14 protein-coding genes are annotated in these 13,986 nt (G+C 38.7%); 11 read left to right on the top strand and 3 right to left on the bottom strand.

The features are described from left to right. Positions 1–41: 41 nt before the first annotated feature. The 7 genes from F598_RS0100650 (at position 42) to F598_RS0100625 (ending at position 7,497) form a co-directional block, all read left to right on the top strand. Positions 42–1,202, top strand: a complete 1,161-nt coding sequence (locus F598_RS0100650) for a glycosyltransferase family 4 protein (protein WP_083925440.1) — start codon at positions 42–44, stop codon at positions 1,200–1,202. A gap of 68 nt (positions 1,203–1,270) precedes the next feature. Next, the gene (locus tag F598_RS15780; RefSeq protein ID WP_425413754.1) at positions 1,271–1,453 is read left to right on the top strand and encodes a four helix bundle protein; all 183 of its coding nucleotides are present in this window, start codon (positions 1,271–1,273) and stop codon (positions 1,451–1,453) included. After that, a complete protein-coding gene (locus F598_RS14715; RefSeq protein ID WP_425413757.1) occupies positions 1,378–1,602 on the top strand; it encodes a four helix bundle protein in 225 nt (74 codons plus the stop codon). Before F598_RS15780 ends, F598_RS14715 begins: the two co-directional genes overlap by 76 nt. A gap of 105 nt (positions 1,603–1,707) precedes the next feature. Beyond that, positions 1,708–2,313 carry a sugar transferase gene (locus F598_RS0100640; RefSeq protein ID WP_019037073.1) on the top strand — a complete coding sequence of 202 codons (606 nt, stop codon included), beginning with the start codon at positions 1,708–1,710 and terminating at the stop codon, positions 2,311–2,313. Between the two features lie 112 nt (positions 2,314–2,425). Further along, entirely contained in the window at positions 2,426–3,052 is a 627-nt protein-coding gene (locus F598_RS0100635; protein ID WP_019037072.1) for an acetyltransferase, read from the top strand. A 192-nt stretch (positions 3,053–3,244) separates the two neighbouring features. After that, positions 3,245–4,543 (top strand): OmpA family protein, encoded by a 1,299-nt coding sequence (locus F598_RS0100630; protein ID WP_019037071.1) that lies wholly within the window; start codon positions 3,245–3,247, stop codon positions 4,541–4,543. 686 nt (positions 4,544–5,229) lie between these two features. After that, positions 5,230–7,497, top strand: coding sequence for an inorganic phosphate transporter (locus tag F598_RS0100625; RefSeq protein WP_019037070.1), 2,268 nt, complete (start codon positions 5,230–5,232; stop codon positions 7,495–7,497). A gap of 162 nt (positions 7,498–7,659) precedes the next feature. On the opposite strand, the gene F598_RS0100620 is transcribed toward F598_RS0100625, so the two are convergent. Continuing rightward, complete coding sequence (locus tag F598_RS0100620) at positions 7,660–8,019, bottom strand: four helix bundle protein (RefSeq protein WP_019037069.1); 360 nt, start codon at positions 8,017–8,019, stop codon at positions 7,660–7,662. A 31-nt stretch (positions 8,020–8,050) separates the two neighbouring features. Continuing rightward, entirely contained in the window at positions 8,051–8,173 is a 123-nt protein-coding gene (locus F598_RS15685; protein WP_281163560.1) for a hypothetical protein, read from the bottom strand. A 66-nt stretch (positions 8,174–8,239) separates the two neighbouring features. On the opposite strand from F598_RS15685, the gene F598_RS0100615 reads away from it, so the two are divergent. The 4 genes from F598_RS0100615 to F598_RS0100600 all read left to right on the top strand — a co-directional run bounded on the left by F598_RS0100615 (position 8,240) and on the right by F598_RS0100600 (position 13,275). Next, positions 8,240–8,800, top strand: a complete 561-nt coding sequence (locus F598_RS0100615) for a cob(I)yrinic acid a,c-diamide adenosyltransferase (protein WP_019037068.1) — start codon at positions 8,240–8,242, stop codon at positions 8,798–8,800. Between the two features lie 307 nt (positions 8,801–9,107). Then, positions 9,108–9,329, top strand: a complete 222-nt coding sequence (locus F598_RS0100610; RefSeq protein ID WP_003441576.1) for a DUF2795 domain-containing protein — start codon at positions 9,108–9,110, stop codon at positions 9,327–9,329. A gap of 91 nt (positions 9,330–9,420) precedes the next feature. Then, positions 9,421–12,780, top strand: a complete 3,360-nt coding sequence (gene secA, locus F598_RS0100605) for a preprotein translocase subunit SecA (RefSeq protein WP_019037067.1) — start codon at positions 9,421–9,423, stop codon at positions 12,778–12,780. 15 nt (positions 12,781–12,795) lie between these two features. Next, entirely contained in the window at positions 12,796–13,275 is a 480-nt protein-coding gene (locus F598_RS0100600) for a DUF4199 domain-containing protein (protein ID WP_019037066.1), read from the top strand. Here F598_RS0100600 and F598_RS0100595 read toward each other — a convergent pair whose 3' ends face one another. Further along, the gene (locus F598_RS0100595; protein WP_019037065.1) at positions 13,276–13,974 is read right to left on the bottom strand and encodes a hypothetical protein; all 699 of its coding nucleotides are present in this window, start codon (positions 13,972–13,974) and stop codon (positions 13,276–13,278) included. It abuts the gene before it with no gap. Positions 13,975–13,986: the final 12 nt, after the last annotated feature.

Genomic DNA, 13,986 nt, shown 5'->3' with positions numbered 1-13,986 from the left:
CGCTCTCCCTTCAGTTTTTAATTAAAGGTCAGCCTAGGTTTATGAGTAAATGTTTTGAGGTTTTGTGTGTGTCTTCCGGTCCCAAAGCAGAGCTCGACCAAGTTGCAGTTAATGAGGGAGTCAAGGTCAAAGATATTGACATGACGCGCCAGATTACGCCGTTGAGTGATCTACTGTCTTTGGTTAAGCTCATATGCTTGTTCAGGAAGCAAAAACCAACCATCGTGCATACCCATACGCCTAAAGCAGGGATTTTAGGTATGCTGGCAGCTAACCTGGCTGGAGTGCCTATCCGTTTACATACGGTAGCTGGATTGCCACTCATGGAAACTAAAGGGGTAAAACGGAAAATTCTGGACGCCGTCGAGAAATTAACTTATACCTGTGCTACTAAAGTGTACTCCAACTCTAAGGGCCTGGAAAAATTTATTTTAAAAAATAATTACGCCAAAGCAGATAAAGTAAAAGTGATTGCTAACGGCAGCTCCAATGGCATCGATACCTCACATTTCGATCCAGAAAACTACAACCAGCAGCAAAACCATGCTTTACGTCAGCAATTAGGCATGCAACAAAAAGACTTTGTGTTCACTTTTGTAGGTCGCCTGGTTGGGGACAAAGGCATCAACGAGTTGGTTAAAGCTTTTTCAGTTATTAGTAAGCAGTCACTAGTGACTAGTCACGAATCACTTGCCACTAAAAACCAGTCACCAGTCACTAATCACAAGTTACTTCTTGTGGGCCCTTACGAATCTGAACTTGATCCCTTATTGCCCGAAACCTTAGTGGAAATCAATTCCAATCCCAACATCATCTCTGTAGGTTTTCAGGAAGATGTGCGGCCGTATTTCTCCATTTCAGATGCGCTTGCTTTCCCTAGCTACCGCGAAGGCTTTCCCAATGTGGTGATGCAGGCTGGTGCTATGGGCTTGCCTAGCATAGTGAGTGATATCAATGGCTGTAATGAAATTATAGAGAACGGAAAGAACGGTATTATAGTTCCCGCGAAGGTGGGAACCTCACCATCCAAGGCCTTGCAAAATGATTTACAACAAGCCATGCTAAAATTAATGCAAGATCAAGACCTATATCAGGAATTAAAAAGCAACGCCAGAGACATGATTACCTCAAGGTATGAGCAGCAATTGGTTTGGGAGGCCTTGTTGGAGGAGTATGAACGTTTATTAGTAAATAGTGACTAGTAAGTAGTAAACAGTCGCTTATCACCAATTACTTGTCACTCATTACCAGTCACTAATCACTTTAACATATGAAAACACACAAAAACTTAAAGGTTTGGGAAGAATCAATTCATTTAGTCACTGAAATTTATAAACAAACTGAAAACTTCCCTAAATCAGAAGGTCTTCAGTTTCAATTCCCTCAAATATTGCAGAAGGTGCCGCCAGACATTCACAAAAAGAATTCATTCAATTCTTATACATTGGACTAGGAAGTGCATCAGAGTTAGAGACTCAATTGATAATCGCTGAAAATTTAGGATTTATTGAAAGTAGCTCTAATGAGCAGCTAAAATCGAAATTAGATTCCATTTCAAAAATGTTATTCGGTCTCATAAAAAGCATAAAATTAAAGCAGTAAATAGTAACTAGTAAACAGTTATCATTAGCAAGTAACTTATTACCCAATTATTATTTACTCGTTACTAATCACCAGTTACTAGTCACTCCTCACCAGTCATTAAAAATGTACAAACCACTCATAAAACCCTTCCTCGACTTTCTCACTGCCCTCATCGGCTTGCTTGTGCTGAGTCCAATCTTTATTCTAGTAACGATAGGTTTAGCCATTGCCAATAAGGGCAAAGCGTTTTTCTTTCAAAAACGACCGGGGAAGAATGAGCGTATTTTCAGTATCATTAAATTCAAAACCATGAATGATAAGAAAGATGAAAACGGTAATTTACTGTCAGATGCTGAACGTTTAACCGCAGTAGGTAAATTCGTTCGAAAAACTTCTTTAGACGAGATTCCACAATTGATCAATGTAGTGAAAGGCGATATGAGTTTTGTGGGGCCACGGCCTTTGTTGCCAGAATACTTGCCACTATACAATGCTGAACAACAAAAGCGTCATCAGGTTAAACCTGGTATTACGGGCTGGGCCCAGGTAAATGGGAGAAATGCCTTATCTTGGCAAGGTAAATTTGAAAAGGACGTAGAATACGTCCAGAGACAAAGTTTTGCCTTTGACTTGAAAATTCTAATTTTAACCTTGAAGAAAGTCATCAAATCAGAAGGCATCAATCAAGGCGGACAAGCCACTGCAGAGAAGTTTGAAGGGAATTTCTAAGCAGGATATTCTACAGCCTAGACTTTTTTGATTCTTTTTTGGGCAATGCAAAAAAGAATAAGGACAATTAGTTCAATTACAAATTCGATATTAAAATGTTTAATCACAGCAGATGAACAATAAAGAATCAAGAAAAATCAATCTATACGGTGCCAGCGGCCACGCTAAAGTCATTTTAGACATTATTGCAAGCACAGGCGATGTGGAAGTCGCCTACTTTTTTGATGATGATGAATCGATCACCTCGCTTTTGGGTCATGAGGTGCTGTCACCTTCAGATCATCAGGACCAATTAAATCAGTATCCCCTCATCATTAGTGTTGGTAGCAATTCTGTGCGAAAACAACTAGTGAATCGACTAGAGTCAAACCTGTTTTCTAAAGCGCTTATTCACTCCTCTGCACAAGTTTCCGAAGCAATAGCTATAAAAGAAGGAAGTGTGGTGATGCCATTGGCAGTCATTAATACCTCTTCAATAGTTGGCAAACATTGCATTATTAATTCAGGAGCTGTAGTAGAACATGATTGTGAACTTGGCGATTTTGTCCATATCTCCCCAAATGCTACGATTTGCGGAGGAGTGCAAATTGGAAAGGGTACCCATATAGGAGCAGGAGCCATTTTGATTCCCAACATTTCAATTGGAGAAAATTGTGTGGTGGGTGCTGGCACAGTGGTTATAAATGATTTGCCAAACCACACTAAGGCGGTAGGAAATCCTGCAAGGCCAATTCAATAAATTATATTTTTTTATTTATTCTAAAATGAGGCTTAAAACTTTGTAGAATAATAGCTTAAGATAGTTATTCAGCAATTTTGAATCATACTTGGCAACTTCAAATAATATTTTTAACATTTCTTAAATTTTCAAATTAATTCTACAGAATTTTTAAAACGAAGACTATATATTTGCCTAGATAAAATCATGATTATGAAAAAAATTACATTACTTACATTAGCCTTTGCTGCTTTTTCTCTAAGCAGTACAGCTCAGGAAAGTCTTTTGAACGACTATAATAAGTGGTCTATTGATGTAGGCGTAGGGGTAGCCAAAGCTTCTTCTCCCATCACCCCAGCTACCGAGGGTGTTTTTTTTGATACTAAACTACAAGATGTTGCTTTTGAATTAGGAGCGCGTTATATGGTTAACGATAAATTTGGATTCAAGGCCAGTGGATTGTATTTCCAGAGTACAAACACAGGTGACCCAGCTTTTGATCTCGACACAGAGGTCTTCAGGGCTAACTTAGAAGGTGTTATCAATCTTGGTAATATTTTAGGATTTAGAGAATTTACTCAACGCGTCAATTTATTATTCCATGGTGGAATAGGGGCTACTAATGTATCCTTACCTGCTGATGCTGTTCTAGCTAATGAAAGCGAAACTCTATTGAACTTTATGGGGGGCTTAACGCCGCAAATAAGATTGACGGACAATATTGCCTTGAATCTTGATATTTCTGTGATAGGTAATCTCCAACAAGATTTAACTTATGACGGTCGTGCCAATGTCCCACAAACAAGAAACTTTGATGGGATGATTGTTACCGCCACAGGTGGACTATCTATCTATCTTGGTAAGCATGACAAACATGCCGACTGGGTAGACAATTCGCCTAAAAAATTATTTGGAGACCGAGTTCAGGAACTGGAGGAGCAGTTGGCTAAAGTTCAGCGTGATTTACAGGATACCGATAAAGACGGTGTTGCCGATTACCTGGATAGAGAGCCTAATACCACTTCAGGAGTTGCCGTCAATACCAAAGGAGAATCTATAGACATGAATAAGAATGGTATTCCAGACGAACTGGAGTCTTCTTTAGAAAAAATGTATGTCACCAAAGAGTATGCTAGCGAGACTTATTTCGCTGGTGGAGTTGAAGGCGTGAAGCCCGATGCAAATGATAACTTAATCAATGTGTATTTCAGGTTTGACAGCACACAACCAGAATATTATTCTTTGGATGCCATCAATCAAATCGTAAAATACATGAGGGCACACCCTGAGGCGGAAGCTGTGTTGACTGGTTATGCAGATCAGATTGGCAATACAGAGTACAACAATACCCTATCTGAAAATCGTGCTAAGAAAGTCTATGACATTGTGATTGCTTCTGGTATTGAAGAATCTCGCTTAAGTTATAGAGGTGGTGGTGTAGACAGCTCTGTAGACAAAAACTCTGAAGAAGCTAGACAAATCGTGAGACGAGTTTCTTTCGAATTGAAATAAACTTCTGGATAAAAACTTATATCAACTCCGAAAGAGTAATCTTTCGGAGTTTTTTATTGGCTCAGCTTTAGGTTCCTTAAGCCCGAGTAACGGCAGACTTGTGTATTTCTATAAATGCAATTGGTCTTTGTGTTTTCGACAGGAGAGATTCTTCATTCCGCTGCGCTTTTTCTAGAATGGCAGTAGGTACTTGTCATTCCAACAGAGAAGTTTTTAGCTTCAACGAGCCTGACTGCGCCTTCTTGTCGTGCCTTTGGCAGGCAGGTTTCTCTGATAAAGGCAAGGAGTCTCTATACTTTTCGACAGGAGGGATTCTTCAGTCGCCGAAAAGGCTCCTTCAGAATGACATTAAATTTTTGACCCCTGCCCTGTCTTTGGTCAATTTTACTTTGCCTTAGTCTTGTCATTTCAAATTTTTATTTTCAACTCACGACTCACGACTCACGACTCACAACAAACCACCTCTCGATACTTTTTCATTCTGTTTTACTACATAAAAGCACTCAAGAAGACATAAGAAAGCCTTAAGACTCCTCGACTATCCGAATAAACGACTACTCGAAAAACTGTTAACAGATGACCGACAATAAGTGACTGATAACAGACAACTAACTTAATCATTTGATAACAATAGACCTTTCATCATAAGCTAAGAATGTGTGATTTTTGCGCTTGATTTTTTCTGGATGGAAACGCTTTATATTTTCCTTATTGTAATTTTATTTCTTCTCGCTATTGCTGATTTGGTAGTGGGAGTGAGTAATGATGCAGTGAATTTTTTGAATTCAGCAATAGGCTCTAAAGCAGTTCCAATGCGTACTATATTGGTGGTCGCTGGACTTGGTATCTTAGCTGGTGCTGTGTTTTCTTCCGGTTTGATGGAAGTGGCCAGAAAAGGAATCTTCAATCCAGGCCTTTTCTTTTTTGATGAAATCATCATCATATTTTTGGCTGTACTCATTACCGATATCCTTCTCTTGGACTTTTTTAATTCTCTGGGTATCCCTACCTCTACAACGGTGTCTGTGGTTTTTGAATTGCTTGGAGCAGCAGTGGTGATATCGCTTTTAAAGTTAAATGAAACCGGCGCTGGCTTTGCTAATTTAGAACAATACATCAACGTTCAGAAAGCCTCAGAAATCAGTCTCGGCATCTTAGTTTCAGTTTTTATAGCCTTTGCCGTTGGGGCGATTGTACAATTTATCTCCAGGCTTATTTTTTCTTTTGATTATAAGAAAAAACTCAATTACATCGGAAGCTTATATGGAGGAGTATCACTTACTGCCATCACCTATTTCATTTTACTGAAAGGAACCAATTCCATTACTTTTCTTAATGAAAATTTTATTGAGCAAGTTTTAGAAAACAAACTTTGGATCATTGGCTTGAGCTTTTTGTTCTGGACCCTGATTTCTCAATTACTCATCCAGGTCTTTCGTTGCCATATCTTAAAAGTCATCGTGGTTATTGGAACTTTTGCCCTCGCCTTGGCTTTTGCGGGAAATGATTTGGTCAATTTTATAGGCGTAAGTATTGCCGCCTGGCAATCCTTTCTTCTTTGGCAAGAAGCCTTTTTAGCCTCTGGAGTTCTGCCTAATGATTTTTTAATGGATGGACTTTCAGGGGAGGTAAAAACCCCGGTTTATTTGCTCGTCACTGCTGGGGCAATCATGGTCATAACCCTTTGGTTCTCCAGTAAGGCCAGGTACGTTGTTCAAACTGGTGTCAATTTGGGTCGCCAGGGTGAAGGTCAGGAACGCTTTAAGCCTAATGCTCTATCCAGAACTGTGGTACGGTATTCTGTTTTTGTTGGTCAGACTTTTTCTCAAGTCCTTTCAGAACCTATTCAAAATAAAATCAATAGTCGATTTAGCTCTCCTGAGAAAGCCTTTGAATATAAAAAAGGGGTAGCGAAACCTGCCTTTGATTTGCTTAGAGCATCGGTCAACTTAGTTTTAGCCAGTATTTTGATTTCATTAGCTACCAGCTATACCTTACCCTTGTCTACCACTTATGTCACCTTTATGGTGGCAATGGGGACTTCCTTTGGCGATAGAGCCTGGGGAAGAGAAAGTGCAGTGTATCGAGTGTCTGGTGTTTTTAATGTCCTAGGAAGTTGGATAGCCACAGCAGCTATCGCTTTTACCGCAGCTGGGTTATTGTCACTTATCATTTGGTTTGGATCTTTTTATGCTATTGGCGGATTACTTATCCTTACTTTGTTTTCTATCATACGCAGTGGATTCCGACATTCCAAACGCGTAAAACTTGAACGCCAACATAAAAAATTCAACAAAACCGATATTATTACCATCAATGAAATTACTAAAGAATCTTCTGATAATATTGTGAAAATTATATCTGGTGTGAATCATCTTTTTCTTGATGTCATCAATAATTTGGGCTATCACGATTTAAGTAGACTCAAACGTAGTTTGAAAAGTCAGGAAGAGCTGGAAACCACTATCAATGAATTGAAAGATAATATCTTTTACTACATCAAATCTTTGGAAGACACCAACGTAGAGGCTTCTAAATTCTATGTATTGACGCTCGATTATCTTCAGGATATGGTTCAATCTCTTGCTTATATTACCAGAAGTAGCCATACGCACGTAAGTAATAATCACAAGAACCTGAAATTTAATCAAATTCGGGACTTGAAGAGTGTGCAGCAGGATCTGGATGAAGTTTATAGTGAATTAGTGAAGGCGTTTCAATCTTCTGAGTTTGATAGTATTGAAACCCTGATCAAGAATGAGCGAAAAGTATTAAGTAAGATCTCTGAATTGTTGCAAAAGCAAATTGAAAGAATACGAGAGACCGAAAACAGTCCTAAAAACTCTAAACTTTACTTTGGAATTTTACTGGAAACCAAAACACTAACCAAGACTTCAATTTCTCTTCTCGAGTTATTCAAAGCTTATTACGAAGAAGCCAGGCAGGAGTTTTGACTGACTTGACGGCTCATAGTTTTTAGCCTATAATTTGTTTCTTAATATCTAGAATTTTAAATTTTGACCAGTTGACCAGTTGACCAGTTGACCAGTTGACCAGTTGACCAGTTGACCAGTTGACCAGTTGACCAGTTGACCAGTTGACCAGTTGACCAGTTTCTATACCTTCTCTTCAAAATAACGAATAAGATTTATAAGACGTTTGCCTAATAATTGATTTTGTTTTTCTAAATATTGAAATTGTTCATTATATAAATATTCTAAGTTGTTAGCAATGATAAGTTGAGTCTCCACCTCACTATTGCTCCCTAAAGCGATATACATAAATCTAATTTTTTCTTTAAGGCCTTTTCTGGCAAAGCCTTCAGCAATATTTGAAGGAACCGACACCGCAGCTCTTCTTATCTGACTCGTTAGCCCATATTGTTCTGTTTTCGGAAATTTATTAGTCTTCTTATATAGTTCTGTAACAAAATCAATTGACTCTTTCCAAACTTTTAAATCTTTGTGTGTTTTCATAGCTCTATGTTTTTTTGAAATTCAAAATGCTTTAAACTTGTGTACTTATTCTGGAAAATTTAATTTTTTGACCAGTAGACCAGTAGACCAGTAGACCAGTAGACCAGTAGACCAGTAGACCAGTAGACCAGTAGACCATACACAATTTACTCAAAAACTCCCATCATTTAGAATCATTCACTTCATTGCGATATGATTATATTTGGCAAAAAGTATAAAAATGAAAATATACACCAAAACCGGCGATAAAGGCACAACTTCACTCTTTGGAGGAAAGCGCGTTGCAAAGCATAATATTAGAATTGACAGTTATGGAACCGTAGATGAGCTCAATGCTAATTTGGGTTTGGTTAGGGATCAGGATCTTGATGAGAAATCAAAAGCTGGCTTAGTTGTAATCCAGGAGAAATTATTTACCGTTGGAGCTATTTTAGCTTCAGATCCAGCCAAAGCTTCTAACGATGCTAAGGTTCCAAAACTAAAAGATGAGGATATCCAATTCCTAGAGGATGAAATAGATAGGATGAACGAAGAATTACCTCCTATGACACACTTTGTGCTTCCTGGTGGACATGTAGCAGTATCGCACTGCCATGTTTCCAGAACGGTTTGCCGAAGAGCTGAGCGTATCTGTGCAGCGCTTTTTAATCTGGAACCTTTCGATGATAGGGTTTTGAAGTATTTAAACAGGCTGTCGGATTATTTGTTTGTTTTAGCAAGGAGTGTTGCCAAGCAGAAAAATGCAGATGAAGTGAAGTGGATTCCAGATACCAGCAAGTAGTTGGAGAGTTTTAGAGTTACGAAGAAGTGAGTTCCAGAAATTAAAAATAACAAATTCGATTTTGATATTAAAAGTGCCTTTAACTTGCCGATTAATCTCAAGACATTTAATTTTTGACTCACGACTCACGACTCACGACTCACGACTCACGACTCACGACTCACGACTCGAGGGTAAACTGTTAATATCCTTTAACCAGTAAATTTGAAATCAGTGCCTTAGCAAAATTTTACAGTCAAATAATGCATAAAAATGTTGACTGTTATGTGAAAAAAATTACATTTGCAAAAATTAAAATTTCCTTACAATGTATTGGACTTTAGAACTTGCCTCTTACTTGAGTGATGCGCCTTGGCCTGCCACCAAAGATGAATTGATAGATTATGCAATACGGACTGGTGCGCCATTAGAGGTTGTGGAAAACTTACAATCCATAGAAGATGAAGGAGATACTTATGATTCTATAGAGGAAATCTGGCCAGATTATCCAACAGATGACGATTATTTATGGAACGAAGATGAATACTAACGTACTGCCTTCCCTAAAATCACACTGAAAGTCTCGTAAAGAGACTTTTTTTTTTCGTTACCTTTGATTCACTAAATTAATAAAGCCACTTATGGGTGTTTTAGATTCCGTTTTAAAAGTATTTGTAGGCGATAAGACCAAGAAAGATCTTAAAGCCATCATGCCGATTGTAGACCAAATAAAAAGCTTCGAAAGTCAATTTGAAGCTCAAAGTATAGATGAACTTCGCCAGAACACTACTCGTTTTAAAAACCAGATCAAAGAAGCTACAGCAGAACTTCAGTCTCAGATAGATGAGCTTAAAGAAAAAGCTGAGGCCGAGGTAGATATCGATGTTAAAGAGAATTTCTACGCTGAAATAGACGAACTAAACGATAAAATTTACGAAACCACTGAAGGAGTCTTAAACGAAATTCTTCCTGAAGCTTTCGCTACCGTTAAAGAAACTGCCAAGCGCTTTTTCCACAATACTACCCTTGAGGTAGAAGCCACAGAGTTTGACAGAACACTTTCTGCTGCTAAAGATTATGTGAACCTCGAAGGTGAAAAAGCCATTTGGAACAATTCCTGGGATGCCGCTGGAAAACCAGTGACCTGGGACATGATTCATTATGACGTCCAGTTGATTGGTGGTATTGCCATGCACCAGGGTAAAATTGCAGAGATGCAAACCGGTGAAGGAAAAACTCTGGTAGCCACCCTTCCGGTTTATTTGAATGCTTTAAGCGGTCAGGGCGTACACCTGGTAACGGTCAATGATTACCTGGCCAAACGAGATAGTGCCTGGATGGCCCCTATTTTTGAATTTCACGGTCTAAGTGTAGACTGTGTTGACTATTACAAACCCAATTCTGCAGAGCGAAGAAAGGCTTATAACGCAGATATCACCTATGGGACTAATAATGAGTTTGGATTCGATTATCTAAGAGATAATATGAGCCACTCCCCTGGAGATTTAGTTCAACGTCCTCATCATTATGCGATTGTGGATGAGGTAGATTCTGTATTGATTGATGATGCCAGAACACCACTTATTATTTCTGGTCCCGTTCCTAAAGGGGATGTTCACGAATTTGAAAACCTTAAACCTCAGGTCGCCAAAATTGTTGAGGTACAACGTAAGCATTTGACAGGCGTCTTAGCAGAAGCTAAAAAACTCATCAAAGAAGGTGATACCAAAGAAGGTGGATTCCAGTTGCTGAGAGTCTATAGAGGCTTACCTAAGAACAAGGCTTTAATTAAGTTTTTGAGTGAAGAAGGGGTGAAGCAACTCCTTCAAAAAACTGAAAACTATTATATGCAGGATAACAATAGAGAAATGCACAAGGTGGATGCCGAATTGTATTTCACTATTGAAGAAAAAAGCAACCAAATCGATTTGACTGATAAAGGAATCGACTACCTCTCTGGTGAAGACAATAAAGATTTCTTTGTGATGCCAGAAATAGGGATGGAAATCGCTCAAATTGAAAAAGAGGGGTTATCTAAAGAAGAGGAAGCGGAGAAGAAAGAAGAATTATACAGAGATTTTAGTGTTAAAAGTGAGCGCATTCACACGTTGAGACAACTCTTGAAAGCCTATACGCTTTTTGAAAAAGATACGGAGTATGTGGTCATGGACAACAAAGTTAAAATCGTCGATGAACAAACAGGTCGTATTATGGATGGTCGTCGTTACTCTGACGGACTCCACCAGGCGATAGAAGCTAAAGAGAGTGTAAAAATTGAAGACGCTACTCAAACTTTTGCTACGGTAACTCTTCAAAATTACTTCAGAATGTACAATAAGCTGGCCGGTATGACGGGTACAGCGATGACAGAAGCTGGAGAATTTTGGGAAATCTATAAGTTGGATGTGATGGAAATCCCTACCAATAAGCCAATTGCCAGAGACGATAAGCAGGACAAAGTTTATAAAACCAAAAGAGAAAAATATAACGCCATAATCGAAGAGGTGGCTCAACTTTCAGCCCAAGGCAGACCAATATTGATCGGTACAACCTCTGTTGAGATATCTGAATTATTGAGTAGAATGCTGAAATTGCGTTCTGTTCCTCATAATGTCCTGAATGCTAAGTTACACAAGCGCGAGGCCGATATTGTTGCTGAAGCAGGTAAGGGTGGTATAGTGACTATTGCTACCAACATGGCAGGTCGTGGTACAGATATCAAGCTTTCTAAAGAAGTAAAGGATGCAGGTGGTTTAGCCATTATTGGTACGGAGCGACACGATTCCAGACGAGTAGACAGGCAGTTGAGAGGTCGTGCTGGTCGACAGGGAGATCCAGGAAGCTCTCAATTCTATGTGTCTTTAGAGGATAATTTAATGCGTCTGTTTGGGAGTGAAAAAATCGCCAAACTGATGGATAGAATGGGACTAGAGGAAGGTGAAGTGATTCAGCACTCTATGATCTCTAAATCCATAGAGCGTGCGCAGAAAAAAGTGGAGGAGAACAACTTTGGTATCAGAAAACGACTATTGGAGTATGATGATGTGATGAACGCTCAGCGTGAAGTGATTTATAAACGAAGATATAATGCACTATACGGTGAGCGCTTAAGAATTGATATTGCCAATATGATATTTGATACAGCAGAGGTGATCACTTCGTCCAATGCTGCCGCTAATGATTTTGAGAATTTTGAATTTGAATTGATTCGATTCTTCTCTATGAATTCTCCTGTCACGAAAGCTGAATTTGATAAGCAGCCGGTTCAAAAAATTGCTGGTATCGTTTATAAAGAAGCTTACGAGAACTACAAAAATAAGATGATCAGTAATGCTGAAGAAGCTTATCCGGTTATTAAGCAGGTGTTCGAAAAGCAGGGAGATAAGTTTGAACGTATTGCTGTGCCTTTTACAGATGGCCAAAAAACTCTTCAGGTAGCCACCAATTTAAAAAAGGCTTACGAAACTGAAGGTAAAGAATTAATTACTGATTTTGAGAAGAATATTTCACTAGCTATAATAGATGAAGCCTGGAAGAACCATTTGCGTAAAATGGATGAGCTTAAGCAAAGTGTACAATTGGCGGTCCATGAGCAAAAGGACCCGTTGTTGATATACAAATTTGAAGCTTTTGAATTATTTAAGCTTATGATAGAAGAGGTGAATAAGGATGTGATTTCCTTCCTCTTTAAAGGTGAATTACCTAAACGAGAGCCAGACCAGATTACAGAAGCGAAGCAGCGTCGACCAAAAGAAGATCTCAAAACACAAAAAGATGAGATCCAGAATCTGGATGAACGTGCAGCTCAATCCAGAAGGGCAGGAGCACAGGCTAGTCAACAGCAGCAAGTTGTAGAGACTGTTGTGAGGGAACAGCCTAAGATAGGTAGAAATGATAAAGTCACGATCAAACATGTAGGAACAGGTGAGGAAAAAACACTGAAATACAAACAAGCTATTCCTATGATTGATAAGGGAGAGTGGGTGCTATTAAACCAGTAAAATTTTATCCCCATCATGAAGAAGTTTGAAATTGAACTGAAATGGGCGACTGCTTTTACAGCAATTAGTATAGCTTGGGTATATCTGGAAAAATTCCTTGGCTATCACGATGAGCATGTAAGTAGTCAAGCCGTTTTTTCCTTTTGGTTATTAGTTCCCCAAGCTTTGATTTATATCGTTGCTATTCGTCAGAAACGAGAAAAGTACTATGGTGGTGAAATTACCTGGCAAAAGGCTTTTATTTCTGGTGTGGTTTTATCTGCAGTAATCGCAGGATTATCACCTGCTGCGATTTATCTTATGACTGAATTTATTTCTCCACAATTTTTATCCAATATTGTGGAAGTGAGAGCTGAGCAGGGTATTCCCCGTGAAGGACTGGTTCAGATTTACAATTTGAACAGCATGGTTAGTCAGGCTATATTTAATAATTTAGCTACAGGAGTCTTCTTTTCAGCTGTAATTGCTCTTTTTTTGAAAAACAAAAAAGCCTAATTAAAAAGGAAAGATAACCTGCAATCTCCAACGGTTACCAGTTTCTTCAAAACTATTATTAACCCTGGCATAATCTGACTCCCAGTCATTACTTGTGAGATTTAATTCATAAGAGAGTTGAAATCTTAAATACTCTTCATTATCGTCTGAAGAATGAATGGAATAACCAAGACTTGGGCTAATGTAGAATTGTGAGTTATCCAACTTTGCCACATCTCCAAAGCTGCCAGGATCATTTAAATCAACACTGTCATTTTCATCAAAAAACTCCAGATCTTTGGTGCCTAACATCAGCCCTGAACCTACAAATAACTGATTATTATTTTCAAATTTCACGACTCGTCTAAGGTATCTTAAAGTCAGCTGTGTTGAATTCATTTTATGACCAAAACCATTGTCATCGCGTTCCTGATTGTAAAACCCAAATTCAAAATCAATCGTATTCTTGCCAAAACTTCCAGTCATTCCTACGGATAACTCAACAGGAAATCGTCTCACTGTAGGCACATTACTTTCGCTTAAAAACGGATTGATGTCTAGTGCATCTGTGTAGAGTAGTCCAACACCAAAGTAGTAATCCAGACTAAAACTTCTGTCGTCGCTATTCTCTATTAGCGTTTCTGGCTGAGACTGTTCCTGAGCCTGGCTAATATTAATAGAGATCACACATAGAGTAAAAAGAGAAAGGAAGGTTCTCATTGTCATTGTTTT

Source organism: Psychroflexus tropicus DSM 15496 (genome assembly GCF_000378765.1).
GTDB lineage: Bacteria > Bacteroidota > Bacteroidia > Flavobacteriales > Flavobacteriaceae > Psychroflexus > Psychroflexus tropicus.
This window is presented reverse-complemented; position numbering and strand designations above follow the sequence as displayed.